We start from the raw sequence: 17,328 nt of genomic DNA, 5'->3' as shown, positions 1-17,328 counted from the left end.
ATCAGAAACTCCTCGAGACGAACAGCAGCAAGGTGCCGAGCAAGCCCAGCATGAAGGCCGCGCCGAGGAATTGCGGGACGCGAAACACCCGCATCTTCGCCGTGGCGGTCTCAAACAGCGCCAGCAGGAAGCCGGCCAGCGCGAGCTTGACGATGTAGGCGCCGGCGCCGATCGTGTATGACAGCGCGCCGCCGCCATACAGCGCGATCTGCCAGGGGAAGAACACGCAGGCGATCAGCGAGACGTAGAGCAACAGCTTGAGGAATGCGCCGAGTTCGATCATCGCGAGATGGCGTCCGGAATATTCCAGGATCATCGCCTCGTGCACCATGGTGAGTTCGAGGTGCGTCGCCGGATTGTCGACCGGGATCCGCGCGTTCTCTGCGATCGCGACCATGAACAGCGCAACCAGCGCCATTCCGAGCGATACCCGCAAGCCCACATAGGACGACGCCAGGAAGTGCGAGACGGTCGAGAGTTGCGTCGAGCCGGCGACCAGCGCCAGACAGAATACGATCAGCAGCATCGCGGGCTCGGCAAGCGCCGCAATCATCACCTCGCGGCTGGAGCCGATGCCGCCGAAACTGGTTCCGACGTCCATCCCAGCAAGCGCGAGAAAGAAGCGTGCGCTTCCCAAAAGTGCGACGATGGCAATGAGATCGGCGGTCCAGTTGAACAGCAGGCCGGTCGCGAAGGTCGGCACCAGGGCGGCGGCGACCCAGATCGCCGCGAAGGTGATGTAGGGCGTGACGCGGAACAGCCATGATGCGTTGTCGGCCAGCACCACTTCCTTGCGCAGGAGCCGCAGCAGATCGCGATAGGGCTGAAAGACGGAGGCGCCCTGGCGGCGCACCAGCCGGGCCTTGATCTTGCGCACGTAGCCGGTCAGCAGCGGGGCGAGCAGCAGCACGAGCAGCATCTGCACGCCTTGCACGATGATGTCCGAGATCACGACCATATCGCGAGCACTAGCAGCAGCGTGACGAGGGTGGCAAAGACCAGGCTGAGATATCGCCGGATGGTCAGGAACTGCAGGCGATTGAGCCGCCTGGAAGAGAAGGCGACGGCGCCGGCAATCGGCGCATAGATTCCGTTCCAGACCAGGTCATGCAGTTCGATCCGCAGCCGCGCCGGCCGGAGGTCTCCCGGCGGCGGCATTATGACGTGATCGCGGGCGTGGAACACCAGCGTGCCGAATACGCGGCGGATCGGTTGCGCAAAGCTGACGCCCGAATATTGCGCTGCGGGCGTCGCGTCGGAGAAACCACATCCCCAGGCTGGCCCCCGTCGCAGCGCGTGGGAGGCGAAGCGATGGATAAAAAAAACCGCCAACGACGCAGCGGCCGTGATGAACACCATCACCAGCAATCCATTGTAGGAGCTGCGGCCCTCCGCAATCGGTACGATCGAAAGCCAGGGTTGACCCGTCTGCACCGGCATTCGGCTGCCGAGAATCTGGGTCGCGACCGGCGCAAGGGCGTCGATCGCGAGTCCCGGCAGGATTCCGGCCAGCAGGCAGAGCACGGCGAGGATAGACATGGCCGCAAGCGAGAAGCGATCGACTTCATGCGCGGCTTCCGCCGACGTGCCGCGCGGCCGGCCGAGAAACGTCACGCCGTAGGTCTTGACGAAACAGGCCGCAGCCAGCGCGGCAGCGAGAGCGAGCATCGCGCCAACCGCGGGCACCATGATCTTCAGCGCCCATTGCGGCAGTTCCGGACTTTGCAGCACGGCCTGGAAGATCAGCCACTCCGACACGAATCCGTTGAACGGCGGCAGCGCCGAGATCGCGACGCAGCCGACGAGAACAGCGAAGCTCGTGAACGGCATGCGGTGAATGAGGCCGCCGAGCTTGTCCATGTCGCGCTCGCCCGTCGCGGTGAGAACGGCGCCGGCGCCGAAGAACAGCAGGCTCTTGAAGAAGGAGTGGTTGAGCGCGTGAAACAACGCGGCGGTAAAGGCGACCGCGGCCGCTGCCTTCAGTCCGTTGGCCTGGAATGCCATGGCGAGGCCGAGGCTCACGAAGACGATGCCGATATTCTCGATGGTGGAGTAGGCCAGGAGGCGCTTCAGGTCCTTCTCCATCATGGCATAAAGAATCCCCATGACGGCGGTGATGCTGCCGAGGAACAGCACGATCACGCTGGCCGGCCAGCTCGGCTGTCCCAGCAGATCGAACATGACGCGAATGAAGCCGTAAATCGCGACCTTGGTCATGACGCCGCTCATCAGCGCGGACACGTGGCTCGGCGCGGCCGGGTGGGCGAGCGGCAGCCAGACATGCAACGGCACCAGGCCGGCCTTGGAGCCGGCGCCGAGCAGCATCAGGACCAGCACCAGCGTCGCGGCATAGGGCGAGTGCTGCGCGGAGCGAATGGCTGCAAATCCGTAGTCTCCCGCCGGCCCCGCCAGCAGGCCGAACGCGAGCAGCAGCGCGAGCGTGCCGAAGCTTGCCATCACCAGATAGACATAACCCGCCCTGGCATTGCCCGGCTCGCGATGATGCGCCATGACCAGCGCCCACGATGCCAGCGACATGAACTCCCAGCACAGCAGATAGGAGAAGGCATCGTCCGCCAGCACCACGAGGTTCATACCGGCCAGAAAGGCTGGGAAGAACGGCAGCACGCGGTGCGGCGCGGGGTCATGATGGCCATAACCGAGGCCGTACAGACTTGCCGACGCCCCGCCCAGGTTGATGACGACAAGGAAGAATGAGGCCAACGCGTCGAGGCGAAAATGCGCGCCGAGCCACGGCAACCCGACCGGCAGGGTGAGCACGGTGGTGTCGGCGCCGCCGAGCAGGCTGCGCAACGCGCCGATCAGCGCTATCGCCGATACGGCCAGTGTCGCGGCGTAGATGACGGCGGTGGCGATCTTCGACCGGCTCAGAACGATCGCCAGCACGGATAGTCCGAGTAATCCGGCGACACAGACCATTTGCAGGGCGACGGCCGACATTATTTGCGCGTCCTCGCCCCGCTCGAAGTCTCCTCCACGCGATCTCCCGAGCCGGCCCTGAACCGCACGCCGCGCCCGCAGCCGTCGCTGTTCGCCCCATCGTCGATCAATTCGATGCCGGCATCCTCGAGCGCGGTGATCAGCTTCACCAGCGAATCGACGTTGCCCCGAACCATTGTCTCACTCGCTTCCATGCGCTGGATGGTCGGCACCGAAAGCCCCGATAATTCCGCGAGCCGACGCTGATCGATGCCGAGAAGCACCCTGGCAGCCCGCAGTTGAGCCGCAGTGATCATCAGTCTGCCTCACCGGCGAGGCTCGGGCCGATTTTGGACGTCATTCCTGCATCCTAAGTATTGATGTTAATATGTCAATAAATGATATCTCAGATATCTATTCTGAGGGATGTCGTCTGCGGATGGCTCGTGCCTGCCCACGACCGGAACGCGCGCGTCGCGGCCATCCCGCAGGGGACGACGCAGGGTTCTCGGCAACAAGGCGCGCGCGATCCATGCGGCAGCGGCTGCTTTCTCATCTGGGCATGAACGAGCAGCAGGGGTTTGCCCTGTTTCGACGCCGAAGCTGCCAAATGTCTGCGCTTCAGCCGAATTTGACGATCATCTTGCCGAGCGCCGATCGCGACTGCATGGTCTTGAACGCCTCGCGGAAATTCTCGAACGGCACGACCTTGCCGACCACGGGCTGCAATTTTCCCGATGCCAGCCAGTCGAACAACTGCGCCATCAGGCGCGCATGCGTCTCCGGCTCCCGCCGCTGGATCTGGGCGAGATCGACGCCGAGCAGAGCGCCGCCCTTGAGCAGCGGCAGGTTGAACGCCAGCGCCGGGATGGTGCCAGAGGCGAATCCGACGACCAGATGTCGTCCGCGCCAGGCGATCGAGCGAAACGCCTGCAGCGCGACTTCGCCGCCGACGGGGTCGAAAATCACGTCCGGCCCATGCCCGCCAGTCAGCTCCTTGAGCCTATCCCGCCAATCCGCGCGGGTGTAGTCGATGGTCTGATCGGCGCCGAACTGCACCGCAAAGGCGCGCTTCTCCGCCGTCGAGGCGGCGGCGATCACCCGCGCACCCATCAGTTTGCCGATCTGAACGGCGGCGATACCGACGCCGCCGGCCGCACCCAAGACCAGCAATATCTCGCCGTCGCGCAGCGACGCACGGGCATCCAGCGCGTAAAGCCCGGTCAGATAGTTGGCCTGAAACGATGCGCCGGCCTCGAACGGAACCTGCGGCGGCAGGTGCTTGAGTGCCGCTGACGGTACCGAGATGTATTCAGCGAGCGCGCCCGAACGGGTCATGCCGATCACCGGCATACCAGGTTTGAACGCGGCGACATCATCGGCAACGGCGTCGACCGTGCCGGCAAACTCCGTGCCCGGCACGAACGGCAGCGGGTCCTTGGTCTGATAGAGTCCCTGTACCTTCAATCCATCGACGAAGCCGACCGCCGCGGCGCCGACCTTGACGCGGACGCCGCCGTTGGAAATGCCGGGCGTATCGATCTCCTTGATCGAGACGCCGTCGATCGAATCGTAGTTCTCGACAACCACGGCCTTCATGCAAATTCTTTCATGCGTTTTCTTCTTGAGCTCCAATGCATTACGCCGGCATCTTGAGGCGTCTGCAAACCCTTCGGGTGAAGTCTTATTCGGCCGCTTCGGCCTGCTGGTCGATCGCAAGCGCGCCCGCCTTGATGAGTGGAATGAGGTCACGGCCGATTGCCACCGTGTCGTGCGGGTTCTCAAAGCCGCGCAGCAGGAAGGAATGAATGCCGAGCCGGTAATACTGCAGCACCGCCGCCGCAATCTGCTCCGGCGTTCCGACCAGGCATGATGTGTTGCCCGGCGCGCCGGTGGCGCGTGCGATCCCCATCCACAGCCGCTCGTCATGGACGTCGCCGCGCGCGGCGTAGCCGAGCAGGCGCTCTGCGGAATGGTTGGTCGGCTGCGGCGCGGCGCCGGTCTTGCGCTCGACATCCGCCAGCAGGGCGTTGGCCTTGTCCCACGCTGCGCCCTCGGTCGCCGCCATGATCGGCCGCAGCGACATGTTGAAGCCGGCGCGGCGCCCGAAGGCGGCGGCGCGCCTTCGGAAATCCTGGATCCGCTCCCGCGTCTCCTTGAGCGGCTCGCCGAAGATCGCGAACACGTCGCAATGCTTCGCGCCCATCTCCAGCGCGCCTTCCGACGAGCCGCCGAAGAACAGCGGCGGGCAGGGCTGCTGATACGGCTTGATGTCGGAATAGCCGCCCTCGACGCGGTAGAACTCGCCCTTGTGGTCGATCGGATTGTCGTTGGTCCAGAGCTTCCGCATTACGTCAAGGTATTCGCCGGCGCGGCGGTAGCGGTCGTTCTTGGGCAGGAAGTCGCCTTCGCTGGCCTGGTCCGCGTCGCTGGTGCCGGCGATGATATGCAGCGCCATCCGGCCCTGCGTGAGCTGGTCGAAGGTCGCGACCTGCCGCGCGGCAAGCGCCGGCGCCACCGAACCCGGCCGGTGCGCGATCAGGAACTTGATCCGCTCGGTGTGGTCGGCCGCATAGAGCGCAATCGCAAAACCTTCGGCGGCGGACGCGTAATATCCAACCAGAACAGAATCATAGTTCCACTGCTCGTGCAGACGGGTGAAGTCGATCACCCACTCCCTGGATATCTGTCCCTTGATCAGGTGAACCGCGACGCCTTCCTGCTGGGTGCCGATCATTCCAATGATTCTTGCGGGCATGGGCGCTTCCCCGGTCGTGGACGTTTGACCGGAATGAAACGCACAACACCGAGGGAAAGCAAGCGTTCCGCAGCGTTTTCAAGCGAAGTGGATACCGGTTCGCGTGAAGAAAACGCGTCAAAAAAGACCCCAGGGCCGTTCCGTTACGCGTCGTGCTCACGGCTGGCATCCGCTGCCGCCATCGCTTCGCCATGCCGGCGTGACAGCGCCGAGGTAATATTGCGCTCGGTCAGGTCCATCAGACGATGCATCGCGCGCCGCGCGCCATCGGGATTGCGCGCCCAGATCTCGTCGAGGATGGCGCGGTGATAGGGCAGGCTCTTGCGCGGCGCACCTGGGTTCAGCGTCGAGAGATCGAAGGACATCCGCAGCGCCGCTTCGACGGTGGCGCCGAAGGCGACCAGAAAATCATTGCCGGTCGCGGTCAGGATGCCGCGGTGGAAGCGCAGGTCAGGCTCGGAATAGGCGCGGCTGTCCATGCCGGCGGCGTCCATCTCGCGATAGGCCCGTTCGATGCGGGCGAGGTCGGCATCGGAGCCACGCTCGGCGCAGATCGCGCAGGCCTCCGGCTCGACAATCCACCGCACCTGCGTGAGCTGCCGGGCGAACTCTTCCGTGGGACGCAGCGCCCATGTCCACTCCAGGAGCTCTGCGTCCAGCATGTTCCAGTTGATCCGGTCGCGTACATGCGTGCCGGCCTTCTGCCGCGCCGCGATCAGGCCTTTCGCCTTGAGGATGGACAACGATTCCCGGATCGAGGTGCGGCTAACGCCAAATTGCGAAGCCAGCTCGATCTCGCGCGGCAGCGTCCCGCCCTCGTGCCATGCGCCGGAGACGATGAGTTTTGCGATTTCGCGCGCGACATGGGTGTTGGATTGGCGGAGTTCGACGTCCCTGAGCAAATCGTGACCCTCAAGCCTTGAAATAATATTGTCTGCTTTATTGCGATGCGATGTCAATTGATACCGTAAAAAGAGCAAATTTGAGAGAAGCCTCCTTTTGACAGTCTATTTTATGTCGGTCATATTATCGAAAAGCTCGTCAGGGAGGGCGCCATGACCAAGAAGAATTCGGGCCATAAATCCGCGGCCTTAAGCCGCCGAACGCTGCTTCAGGCCGCCGCCACAATCGGCGCGGCGGCATTTCCGATGCCAGTCATCGCCCAGACCAAACCCTTTGCCGGCGTCACATTGCGCGGCGCGTCGTTCCAGCACCGCTTCTTCACCCTGCTGCAGAACTACATTCCGGAGTTCGAGGCGCAGACCGGCATGAAGGTCGATCTGCAGCTCTCGGCGTTTCCGGTCTACAACCAGCAAGCCAATCTCGAACTGTCATCGGGCGGCTCGGCGTTCGATTTCGTCAACGTCACCTTCATTCTCGCCGCGCGCTGGGTCGCGGCGGGGCTGCTCGCCAATCTCGACGAGTTCACTGGCGATCCCAACCTGACGCCGGCGGAATGGAAGCCGAAGGACTTCGTCGAGGGCGCGCAGGTGCCTTACCGCGACACCAAGGGCGCTACCTACGGCTATTCATGGGAAGGCGGCGCCATGGTAATGGGCCTCTCCCGCATGGATCTGATGGAAAAGCGGGGGCTCAAAATACCAAAAACCTTTGCCGAACTGGAGCAGGTTTGCGCCGCGATGAACGGTGTCGAGAACGTCACCGGCATCGTGAGCTTTCAGCTCCATCACTGGTGCCTGCCGCCTTACATCCAAGGTTTTGGCGGCAACATTTTCCGCAATCCGCCTTCCGACATCATGCCGGCGCTGAATTCGCCGCAAGCGATCCAGGCGATCGAATTCTACGCGAACCTCCTGAAGAACTACGCGCCGAAGGGCGTGCTGACATACACCGAAGACCAGGCGCGCCAGGCCCTGCTCACCGGCCGCTCCAACATCTTCATTCATTCCAGCGCGTGGATCACGCCGATCCTGATGTCCGGCGATAGCAAGGTCAAGGACACCTCGCGCGTCGTGCGGATGCCGGCCGGCCCGGTGCGCGATTTCCCGGCAGCCAATAGCCAGGGCCTTGGCATTCCCAAGAACGCCAAGAACAAGAAGGCGGCCTGGGAATTCATCAAATGGGCGCTCAGCCCGGAAATTTCGATGCGGCTAGTGAAAGAGCACGGCCATTCCTCGGTCTGCCGCAAATCCGTGATCGAGAGCGAGGAGTATCGCAAGCTCAACACGGTGAACGGCCAGGACCTCGGCGCGCTCTATCTCGAGGTGCTGGGGCTGCCGGCCAAGGGCGAGAACTACATGGCCTATCGCACCGTGAAGGAATTCCCGATCGTCGGCGATGTCCTCAACAAGGCCTTCGAACAGGTGGCGACCGGGCAACTCGCCGCGTCGGCCGCGATGAACGCCGCGCAGGAGCAGGCGATTGCCAATATGCGCCGGGCCGGGACTGCGCTTTGAGCGGAAAGGGACTGGTTGACGCCGAGCGTCGCCGCTTCAACCGCCGGGCGCTGGCGCCGAGCCTGATCGTGTTGTTCATGATCGCGGGCCTGCCCGCGATCTATCTGGTCGTGACCAGCCTGACGCCGTTCCAGTTGGTCAATCCGGGCTCGTCGACCGATTTCAGCTCGCCGTTGCGCAACTATCGGCTGCTGCCGGGTGACCCGCGCTTTGTCAATTCGCTGTGGGTGCAGGCCAAGCTATCGTTCTGGGGCGTGCTGTTTCAGGTGCTGCTCGGCATGCTGCTGGCGCTGTTGCTGCATACGCAGTCGCGCGTCGTGGAATTCGCCCGCACCTTCTTTCTGATCCCGATGGTGCTGCCGCCGATCGTGGTGGCGATCATCTGGAAGCTGATCTATACGCCCGACATCAGCCCGCTCTACTACGCCGCTGGCCTGCTCAACATCGCGATGCCGTCGCTCACCTCCAGCGTCGATTTTGCGCTGACCGCGATCATCATCGCCGATACCTGGGAATGGCTGCCGTTCACCTTCCTGATGGTGCTGGCCGCGCTGCAGACCATTCCGGATGAATTTTCCGAGGCAGCGCTGGTCGACGGCGCCAACCGGCTGCAGATCTTCTTCTACATCACGTTGCCCTTCATCACGCCGATCCTGGTAATCTCGGTCATGTTTCGCCTGATCGACAGCGTCAAGGCGTTCCCGCTGGTGTTCCTCTTGACCGGCGGCGGGCCGGGCAGCGTCACCGAGGTGACAAACTATTACGCTTATTTGCTGGCGTTTGATTTCAACGAGATCGGCTATTCCAGCGCGGTCACCATCGTGATGTTGCTGCTCGTCGTGGCCGCAGTCTCGGCGTGGTGTGGATGGGCCGCCGCCGGGAGGCCATGGAATGAGTGGGGGCATGAGCGGGCCGATCCGCCGTTCAGCCAGCGTTCGTCGGCTCGTGGCGATCGGCGTGACGCTGATCGTGTTGCTGTCGCCGTTCCTCTGGCTGCTGCAGATGAGTTTCAAGTCCAACGACCTGATCCTGCAGTTTCCGCCGCCGTTGATCTTCACGCCGACGCTGCAGAACTACGTTTCCCTCTGGCAGGGCGCGTTCCCGGCCTCCTTCGTCAACAGCCTGATGAGCGCCTCGTTCTCGACCGTACTGGCGCTCATTCTAGGCGTACCCGCAGCCTACGCGCTGTCGCGCTGGGCCGGGCGGGGCAAGCACGCGCTGAGCTTTGCGATCCTGGTGACGCGGATGGCGCCGCCGATCGCGTTCACGATTCCGTTCTTCCTGTTCTATCGCTGGATCGGACTGCTCGACACCGTCACCGGACTGGTGCTGGTCTACACCAGCTTCAACCTGCCGCTGGTGATCTGGATGATGCAGCCGTTTTTCGAGACGGTGCCGCCGTCGCTGGAAGAGGCAGCGCTTGTCGACGGCGCGCCGACCCGCGTCGTTTTCCTCGAAATCGTGCTGCCGATGGTGGCACCCGGCATCGCCGCCACCGCGATCCTGTGCTTTCTGTACGCCTGGAACGACTTCTTCTTCGCGCTGATCCTGACGCGCACCAATGCGCGCACTGCGCCCGTTGCCGTGGTCAATTTCATGAACTACGAGGGCTGGGAGTGGGGCAAGATCGCCGCCGGCGGATCGCTGGTGATGGCGCCGGTTCTGATTTTTTCTCTCGCGGTCCGCCGCTATCTGGTGAGCGGGCTGACGGCGGGCGCCGTGAAGGGGTGAGGGTGATGCGGCTTCCGACCGGTGCCTCGCGGTTCGTGTTCATCTTCGCCCACCCGGCCGGGCATGTCGGCGCGCCGCGCCACTACACGCCTTACTTTCAAGGCGCAGGGCTGGACTGGCACATGGTGCCGCTCGATATCGCGCCGGCGCATCTGTCCGAAACGATCCGCGCGCTGGCGAAATCGCCGAGCGTCGCCGGCTTCAACCTCACCATGCCGCACAAGCCGGCAGCGTTCGAACTGTGCGACGCGGTCGGCCCTGCCGCTGAGTTCGAAGGCGTGGTCAACACGATCCGGATCGAGCCGGGTGGACGGCTGGTCGGCGAATCCTTTGACGGTGGCGGTTTTCTGAATGCGGCGCGCGAGGCGGGGATCTTCGATCCCGACCGCCGCTGCGTCGTGATCGGAGCGGGCGGGGCGGGCCGGGCGATCTGTCACGCGCTGGCGGCCGCAGGCGCGCGGCGGCTGCGAATCCTGAACGAGACGCCTGGGCCGGCCGAAACCCTCGCCGCGAAGCTCCGCAGCCGTTTCGCCGATCTTGAGATCAGCCTGGACGAAGAATTCGATGACGCCGGCCTGCTGGTCAATGCCACTTCGCTCGGGCTTCGCGAGACGGACGCTCTCCCGATGGATCCAGCGCGGTTGCCCATTGATTGTGCCGTGTTCGATATTATCGCCGCCCGCCGGACGGAGTTCATGCAGGCTTCCGCCGCGCGTGGCTTGAAGGTGGTCGATGGCGTGGCGATGATCAAACACCAACTGCCGCTGCAGACCGCATTCTGGCGCGACGACGCTTGAATATCAGCTAACGCCGGAACCCGCGTTTCCCATCGGATTTGGGAATGCGCTCAGTGAATTGCTGCGCTGCGTCAGATACGGGACCTATCCGCTGCAGCCCCGCGTTAGCGGCGGATCGTGTGCTACGCAGCGGGCATTTGCATGGACGATATCCTGTCATGGTTCGAACAGATGTTTGGCTTTGTGCCGCAATGGCTGGTGGGTCTCTGCCTCGTCGTTGGAGCCATCGTCATTGCGCTGTTCGTGCACGGTATCGCGGCGCGCATCATCAAGCGGGCGCTTGGGACGCGCTGGCCGGCGGTGACGTTGCTTGTGCAAAGGGTAGCCGGCCCGGCCCGGCTGGCGCTTTGTCTCATGGCTGTGGCGCTGGTGCTGCCGTTGGCGCCGTTGAACGACGTGCTTCGTGAGCAGCTCCGGCACTTTTTCATCGTCGCCGTCATCGCGCTGATCGGATGGATCACGGTTCGCGCGGTGGACATGGGGGCCGCGCGCTACCTCCAGCGCTTCCGCCTCGATACCGACGAGAATTTTCTCGCCCGCAAGCACGTCACCCAGGTTCGTGTCTTCAAGCGTGTGATCGATACCTTGATCGTCATCATTGCGGTCTCGACGGCGCTGATGACCTTCGAATCGGTCAAGCAATACGGCGTCAGCCTGTTTGCCTCCGCTGGCGCTGCCGGCCTGATCCTCGGCCTTGCCGCCCGGCCGCTGCTCTCAAACCTGATCGCCGGCGTTCAGATCGCGATCACCCAGCCGATCCGGATCGAGGACGCCGTCATCATCGAGAACGAATGGGGCTGGGTCGAAGACATCGCCTCGACCTATGTCGTGATCCGACTGTGGGACTGGCGCAGGATGGTGGTCCCGCTGTCCTATTTCATCGAGCGCCCGTTCCAGAACTGGACCCGCGACACCCAGTCGCTGATCGGCGCCATCGCCTTTCATGTCGATTACTGCACCGATGTCTCGCGGATCAGGCAGCGGTTAGAGCAGGCCGTGCGCGAGTCCAGATTGTGGGATGGCGCCGTCGTTAATCTCCAGGTGATCGAGGCCAGCCCACGGGCGATCGAGCTTCGCGCCCTCGTCAGCGCGCGGTCCGCGCCACAATCCTGGGATCTCCGCTGCGAGATCAGGGAGAAGGTGCTCGCCTTCATTCGCGAGGAGATGCCCGAAGCGTTCCCGCGCGAACGCGCGCTGATATCGCCGCCGCGCGCTGATTTCGAAGGCGCTTTCGAGCATCGCAATGCCCCGTCGCAGCCGGTGCCGGCACGGACCCATAGCTGACTGAGCATCGTCTAGACGATGCCATGCTGCTTCAGAAGCGCCTGCTCATCGCCTGACACCCAGCCGAAGGCCTTTGCGTCGCCATCCAGCTTCTGGACCAGGTAGTGAACATCGAAATCTATAGTTGTGTCCTCCTGATCCTTGCGATAAGTCGCGGTCCAAGAGACATGGGACACGCAGTGATGCTCATCGATCGGTGAGAGACGAATATGACGAATCCGCATCCCTTTGGTCCCGATCGCGCGGTAGTGCGCGTATCCTTGTGCCATGATCTGCTTTAGCTCATCGTCGTTCTTTCCGGTCATAACCCCGGCAGGCGAGGCCGCGATGAAATGGGAGGCATACAGCGACGCGACCTCATCCATGTCCGAGTTCCCGTCGAGGGACCGTCTGAAAAAGCTCTCATATCGCTCGAATAGCTTCTTTACAGCGTTTTGCATCGGTCGTTCCCCGAGGTTGAAATCTGGCGTCTCCAACAACACCGATCTCAGGCAGTTCGGTCCATGCCGCTCCAACTCAAGCCCGACGAGGCCGGAATCGGCCTTGCTTCCGCTTATTCCGGCTGTAATGGATACGGCTGAACTACGTCCTTTAGCTACATCCGGAAGAAGAGATCGATGAGCCAACTAATTGTCCGTGCCGGTGAATTTACCTTCGAGGCCCGTTTCGAGGAGCAACTGGCGCCGAAGACGGTCGCCGCCTTCCGCAAGGCGATGCCGTTCGAGAGCCAGGCTATCCATGTTCGCTGGAGCGGCGAGGGCGTCTGGATGCCGCTCGGCGATCTCGATTTTGGCGTCTCCTACGAGAACCACACCAGCTATCCCGCGCCCGGCCAGATCATTCTCTATCCCGGCGGCATCAGCGAAACCGAAATCCTGCTCGCCTATGGCGGCGTGCACTTTGCGAGCAAGATGGGCCAGCTCGCCGGCAATCACTTCATCACCCTGACCTCGGGGCTGGAGAACCTGACCGCGTTCGGCAAGACCGTGCTGTGGAAGGGCGCGCAAAAGATCCGCTTCGAGGAAGTCTAGCATGGCCGAGCCGGCTTACCCGCGCGATCTCCGCGGCTACGGGCGCAACCCGCCCGATCCGCAATGGCCGGGCAAGGCGCGGATCGCGGTCCAGTTCGTGGTAAATTTCGAAGAGGGCGGCGAGAACAATATTCTCGACGGCGATCGCGCGTCGGAGGCCTTCCTGTCCGACGTATTGGGTGCGCAGCCCTGGCCCGGCCAGCGCCACGCCAATATCGAATCGATGTTCGAATATGGCTCGCGCGCCGGCTTCTGGCGGCTGTGGCGGATTTTTACCGAACGCAATTTGCCGGCCACCGTGTTCGGTGTCGCGAAGGCGTTGAAGCGAAATCCTGATGTGGTCGCCGCCATGAAGGAGGCCGGCTGGGACATCGCCAGCCATAGCTTGCGATGGATCGAGCACAAGGACATGTCGGAGAGCGAGGAGCGGACCGAGATCGCGGCGGCGATCCGCGTCCACACCGAGGCCACCGGCGCCCGCCCGCTCGGCTGGTACACCGGGCGCTCCTCGATCAACACGCTCAGGCTTCTGATGGAAGCCGGCGGTCTGCTTTATCTCTGCGACTCCTATGCCGATGACCTGCCATACTGGATCAAGGCGCGCGGGTCGAAGCCGCATCTGGTCATTCCCTATACGCTCGACGCCAACGACATGCGCTTTGTGAACGCGCAAGGCTTTGGCGGCGGGGATGAATTCTTCACCTATCTCAAGGACAGCTTTGACGTTCTTTACAGGGAGGGCGAAAACGCGCCGAAGATGATGTCGGTCGGCCTGCATTGCCGGGTCGTTGGCCGTCCCGGCCGCGCGGCCTCGCTGATGCGGTTTCTCGACTACATCGGACAGCACGAGCGGGTCTGGGTGCCGACGCGGCTCGAGATCGCGCAGCACTGGCACGCCAATCTGGCGCATCTCGCCGACAACGCTTTCGATATCGGATGAGGTCGAAAGCGATGTTGAAGCTTTCCGATCTAAACGTTTGCAGCAAGGATGATTTCGTCGCCGCGCTGGCAAATGTCTTTGAATACTCGCCATGGATCGCCGATCAGGCAGCGGTGCTGCGGCCGTTTGCAGGCGTCAACGAGCTGTTCGCCGGGATGAGGTCGGCGGTCGATCGTGCCCCCGAGGAATTGCGGCTCGCGTTGATCAGGGCGCATCCCGATCTTGCCAGCAAAACCCAGCGCGCCGCGGGCCTCACCGCGGAATCCTCCGCCGAGCAGAACAGCGCCGGCCTCGATCGGCTGTCGGATGCCGAATATCAAGCGTTCGAGCGCGTCAACAACGCCTACCGCGCCAAATTTGGCTTTCCCTATATCGTCTGCGTTCGGCGCCACACCCGCGATTCGATCCTGCGCGATTTCGAACGCCGGCTGCCGAATGATGCCAGGGCCGAGGCACAGACCTCGATAGGGGAAATCTGCCGGATCGCGGCGCTGCGTCTCGATCAGCTCGTTACCTCCGACGACAGGCTTTCCGTCCATGGGCGCCTGTCGACCCATGTGCTGGATACCCACAGCGGCAGGCCCGCGGCGGGGATACCGGTCGAGCTGACGGAACTGTCCGATCTTGGCCAGCCCCGCGTGGTGGCGCGCGCCATCACCAACAGCGACGGCCGTACCGATCAGCCGTTGATCGGCGGCCGGCCGGTGCCGATCGGTCGCTACGAACTGACGTTTCGGGTCGGCGCCTATTTTGCCGATCGCGACGTGCCGATGTCCGACCCTCCGTTTCTGGATCGCATTCCCTTGCACTTTTCGGTGAGTGATCCGGAAGGCCATCTCCACGTGCCGCTCTTGGTGACGCCGTGGAGCTACGCGACCTACCGCGGGAGCTAGAAGCCGTAGAACCGTAGGGTGGGCAAAGCGCAGCGTGCCCACCATTTCAAGACGATGCCGTTGATCGATGGTGGGCACGGCGCAAGTGCGCCTTTGCCCACCCTACGGCTCCCAGCTTAGTGCGTCGCCGATGCCGCAGCCGCTGCGGCGTCAGCTTCGGCGACCGTCTTGCTGCCGACGCCGTTGAAGAACGCGTTCAGCGTCACCGCCACCAGCGCGCTGAGCAGGATGCCGGACTCCAGTAGCGGGTGCAGGTCGTGCGGCAAGTTCTTGAAGAAGTTGGGCGAAACCAGCGGGATCATGCCGAAGCCGACCGATATCGCGACGATGAACAGATTGTAGCGGTTGTTCCTGAAGTCCACCGCGGTGAGGATCCGCGCGCCAGTGGCGGCGACCATGCCGAACATCACGAGGCCGGCGCCGCCGAGCACCACCAGCGGCACCGCTTCGACCAGCGCCGCCATCTTGGGCACGAGCCCGAGCAGCAGCAGGATGCCGCCGCCGGCAACCGTGACCCAGCGCGAACGCACGCCGGTGACGCCGACAAGGCCGACATTCTGCGAGAACGACGTGTAGGGAAAGGTGTTGAACAGCCCGCCCAGGAACGTGCCGACGCCGTCGGCACGCAGTCCACGCGTCAGCGCATCGCGGCTCACGGTCTTGCCGGTGATATCGCCGAGCGCCAGAAACATGCCCAGCGATTCGATCATCACCACAATCATCACGATGCACATGGTGAGGATCGGGACGAGCTGAAATTTCGGCAGCCCGAAATGCAGCGGCAGCACGATCGCCGCCCATGACGCCGCGGCGACCTTCTCGAAGTGCATCACGCCCAGCGCAGCCGCCAGGATGGCGCCGGCGACAATGCCGAGCAGCACGGCGACGTTGGCGACGAAGCCGGAGCCCCATTTGATCAGGCCAAGGATCACCAGCAGTACGAACAACGCCAGCCCAAGGCCCTGCAACTGGCCGTAGCCCGGATTCGGGAAAGCGTGAGGCACGCCATCGATCATTTTGGTCAGGGTGGGCAGGCCGCCACCGGCCCAATTGATGCCGACCCGCATCAGGGAAATGCCGATCACCAGGATGATGGTTCCGGTGACGACGGGTGGAAACAGCGGCAGCAGCCGGCTGATGAAGGGCGCGGCAACAATGGCAAAGAGTCCGGCTGATATCACCGAGCCGTAGATGCCGAGCAGGCCGATGTCCGGTGCCGCGGCCATCGACAGCATCGGGCCAACGGATGCAAACGTGACGCCCATCATCACCGGCAGCCGGATACCGACCCCGGCAAAGCCGATACATTGCACTAGCGTAGCAATACCGCAGGCAAACAAATCCGCGCTGATCAGGAAGGCGACGTCTTCCGGCGGCAGCTTCAATGCCCGCCCGATGATCAACGGAACGGCGACCGCGCCGGCATACATCACAAGCACATGCTGCAGGCCGAGCGCCAGCAATCGCGGCGTCGGCAGGATCTGGTCGACTGGATGGACTTCGCTCATAATCGGATTCCCCCTGATACGGGCCACCAGGGCCCGATGAACCGATACAAGGCTCGTGCCAGAAGCTTTCCCCGGAAGCCTTGCCCTCTGGCACGAAGGTTGCTCAATATCGGAACCATACCGGGCGAACGTCACCTCCGCAAATTGTCCGGTCTCACGGGAGCGCCAGCATGCCGCTGATCAAGAACAGGTACGGGAAGGGCCGCGTCCGGGTCATGCGGATTCACCGGACCGGCGACCAGCACGAAGTCAGCCAGCTCAGCGTCAAGGCGATGATCGAGGGGGACTTTGCGCGCGCCTATACCCATGCCGACAATTCCACCTCGGTGGCGACGGATACGATCAAGAACATCGTCAATGTCGTCGCCCGCGAGAACACCGGGCTGTGCACCGAGGAATTCTGCCAGGTGCTGGCGAAACGATATCTCGATACCTATCCGCAGATCGCCTCGGTTGCGATATCAGCCCATGAAACCAAATGGCGCCGCCTGAGTTTCGGCGGCAAGCCGCATCCCCACAGCTTCGTGCTCGACAGTAACGGCAAGCCGTTCGTCGAGGTCGCCGCTACGCGTGGGGGACCAATGGCATTGACGTCCGGCATCGACGGCTTTGCCTTCATGAAGTCGACGGAGTCCGGGTGGGAGAATTATCCCAGGGATCGTTACACCACGCTGCCGCCGACCGCCGACCGGATGTGCGCAACCAGCATGGTGGCGTCCTGGAAATGGTCGGCGAAGCCGTCGAATTATCCCGCGGCCAATGCGAAGATCCTCGACACCGTGCTCGAAGTATTCGGCACGACCTACAGCATGAGCGTGCAAGACAGCCTGTACCGGATGGGCGAGGCGGCGCTGGCGGCGGTGCCGGAAATCTCGGAAATCAGCATGGCCTGCCCGAACATGCACTTCATCCCGATGAACCTCTCGGCGTTCGGGCTGGATAACAACAATGACGTTTTCCTGCCGACCGACGAGCCCCACGGCCAGATTGAGTGCACGGTGGGAAGGGGCTAAAAGGCACGCCCACCCA

General features: G+C 63.2%; 16 protein-coding genes and 1 pseudogene. 9 read left to right on the top strand and 8 right to left on the bottom strand.

Annotation, left to right across the window (positions count from 1 at the left end):
• Window position 1: 1 nt before the first annotated feature.
• The 6 genes from V1288_RS01875 to V1288_RS01850 all read right to left on the bottom strand — a co-directional run bounded on the left by V1288_RS01875 (window position 2) and on the right by V1288_RS01850 (window position 6,600).
• Window positions 2-958 carry a respiratory chain complex I subunit 1 family protein gene (locus V1288_RS01875; protein ID WP_334355465.1) on the bottom strand — a complete coding sequence of 319 codons (957 nt, stop codon included), beginning with the start codon at window positions 956-958 and terminating at the stop codon, window positions 2-4.
• Window positions 949-2,961 carry a hydrogenase 4 subunit B gene (gene hyfB, locus V1288_RS01870; RefSeq protein WP_334355464.1) on the bottom strand — a complete coding sequence of 671 codons (2,013 nt, stop codon included), beginning with the start codon at window positions 2,959-2,961 and terminating at the stop codon, window positions 949-951. Before hyfB ends, V1288_RS01875 begins: the two co-directional genes overlap by 10 nt.
• Window positions 2,961-3,257 (bottom strand): helix-turn-helix domain-containing protein, encoded by a 297-nt coding sequence (locus tag V1288_RS01865; RefSeq protein WP_334355463.1) that lies wholly within the window; start codon window positions 3,255-3,257, stop codon window positions 2,961-2,963. The genes hyfB and V1288_RS01865 overlap by 1 nt, the downstream gene beginning before the upstream one ends.
• Window positions 3,258-3,561: 304 nt before the next feature.
• Window positions 3,562-4,539, bottom strand: coding sequence for an NADPH:quinone oxidoreductase family protein (locus tag V1288_RS01860; RefSeq protein WP_334355462.1), 978 nt, complete (start codon window positions 4,537-4,539; stop codon window positions 3,562-3,564).
• An 85-nt stretch (window positions 4,540-4,624) separates the two neighbouring features.
• Window positions 4,625-5,698, bottom strand: coding sequence for an LLM class flavin-dependent oxidoreductase (locus tag V1288_RS01855; RefSeq protein WP_334355461.1), 1,074 nt, complete (start codon window positions 5,696-5,698; stop codon window positions 4,625-4,627).
• 143 nt (window positions 5,699-5,841) lie between these two features.
• On the bottom strand, window positions 5,842-6,600 hold the full coding sequence (locus V1288_RS01850; protein ID WP_334355460.1) for a FadR/GntR family transcriptional regulator: 759 nt from the start codon (window positions 6,598-6,600) through the stop codon (window positions 5,842-5,844).
• Window positions 6,601-6,753: 153 nt separating this feature from the next.
• On the opposite strand from V1288_RS01850, the gene V1288_RS01845 reads away from it, so the two are divergent.
• The 5 genes and pseudogenes from V1288_RS01845 to V1288_RS01835 all read left to right on the top strand — a co-directional run bounded on the left by V1288_RS01845 (window position 6,754) and on the right by V1288_RS01835 (window position 11,927).
• Window positions 6,754-8,115: an ABC transporter substrate-binding protein gene (locus V1288_RS01845; RefSeq protein WP_334355459.1), complete on the top strand. Its 1,362-nt coding sequence runs from the start codon at window positions 6,754-6,756 to the stop codon at window positions 8,113-8,115.
• Window positions 8,116-8,192: 77 nt separating this feature from the next.
• Window positions 8,193-8,948, top strand: a pseudogene (locus V1288_RS34030) (carbohydrate ABC transporter permease); the annotation flags it as partial.
• Between the two features lie 58 nt (window positions 8,949-9,006).
• Window positions 9,007-9,846: a carbohydrate ABC transporter permease gene (locus V1288_RS34025; protein ID WP_334425470.1), complete on the top strand. Its 840-nt coding sequence runs from the start codon at window positions 9,007-9,009 to the stop codon at window positions 9,844-9,846.
• Between the two features lie 5 nt (window positions 9,847-9,851).
• Window positions 9,852-10,643 (top strand): shikimate dehydrogenase family protein, encoded by a 792-nt coding sequence (locus V1288_RS34020; protein WP_334425469.1) that lies wholly within the window; start codon window positions 9,852-9,854, stop codon window positions 10,641-10,643.
• Between the two features lie 141 nt (window positions 10,644-10,784).
• On the top strand, window positions 10,785-11,927 hold the full coding sequence (locus tag V1288_RS01835; protein WP_334355457.1) for a mechanosensitive ion channel family protein: 1,143 nt from the start codon (window positions 10,785-10,787) through the stop codon (window positions 11,925-11,927).
• A gap of 11 nt (window positions 11,928-11,938) precedes the next feature.
• On the opposite strand, the gene V1288_RS01830 is transcribed toward V1288_RS01835, so the two are convergent.
• Window positions 11,939-12,367 carry a nuclear transport factor 2 family protein gene (locus V1288_RS01830; RefSeq protein ID WP_334355456.1) on the bottom strand — a complete coding sequence of 143 codons (429 nt, stop codon included), beginning with the start codon at window positions 12,365-12,367 and terminating at the stop codon, window positions 11,939-11,941.
• A 177-nt stretch (window positions 12,368-12,544) separates the two neighbouring features.
• Here V1288_RS01830 and V1288_RS01825 point away from each other — a divergent pair, with 177 nt between their 5' ends.
• From V1288_RS01825 to uraD, 3 genes are read left to right on the top strand one after another with little or no spacing between them, the layout of a single operon-like run.
• A complete protein-coding gene (locus V1288_RS01825) occupies window positions 12,545-12,958 on the top strand; it encodes a DUF3830 family protein (protein ID WP_057833489.1) in 414 nt (137 codons plus the stop codon).
• Between the two features lies 1 nt (window position 12,959).
• Complete coding sequence (puuE, locus tag V1288_RS01820) at window positions 12,960-13,898, top strand: allantoinase PuuE (RefSeq protein WP_334355455.1); 939 nt, start codon at window positions 12,960-12,962, stop codon at window positions 13,896-13,898.
• Between the two features lie 11 nt (window positions 13,899-13,909).
• Window positions 13,910-14,791, top strand: coding sequence for a 2-oxo-4-hydroxy-4-carboxy-5-ureidoimidazoline decarboxylase (uraD, locus tag V1288_RS01815; RefSeq protein WP_334355454.1), 882 nt, complete (start codon window positions 13,910-13,912; stop codon window positions 14,789-14,791).
• A gap of 116 nt (window positions 14,792-14,907) precedes the next feature.
• On the opposite strand, the gene V1288_RS01810 is transcribed toward uraD, so the two are convergent.
• On the bottom strand, window positions 14,908-16,299 hold the full coding sequence (locus tag V1288_RS01810) for a nucleobase:cation symporter-2 family protein (protein WP_334355453.1): 1,392 nt from the start codon (window positions 16,297-16,299) through the stop codon (window positions 14,908-14,910).
• Between the two features lie 170 nt (window positions 16,300-16,469).
• Between V1288_RS01810 and pucL the strand changes: the two genes are divergently transcribed.
• Window positions 16,470-17,312 carry a factor-independent urate hydroxylase gene (pucL, locus tag V1288_RS01805; protein ID WP_334355452.1) on the top strand — a complete coding sequence of 281 codons (843 nt, stop codon included), beginning with the start codon at window positions 16,470-16,472 and terminating at the stop codon, window positions 17,310-17,312.
• Window positions 17,313-17,328 lie beyond the last annotated feature (16 nt).

Origin of the sequence: Bradyrhizobium sp. AZCC 2176, from assembly GCF_036924645.1 — a bacterium.
GTDB lineage: Bacteria > Pseudomonadota > Alphaproteobacteria > Rhizobiales > Xanthobacteraceae > Bradyrhizobium.
Note: the sequence above shows the minus strand (reverse complement) of the source record. Positions and strands in the feature narration are given on the sequence as shown.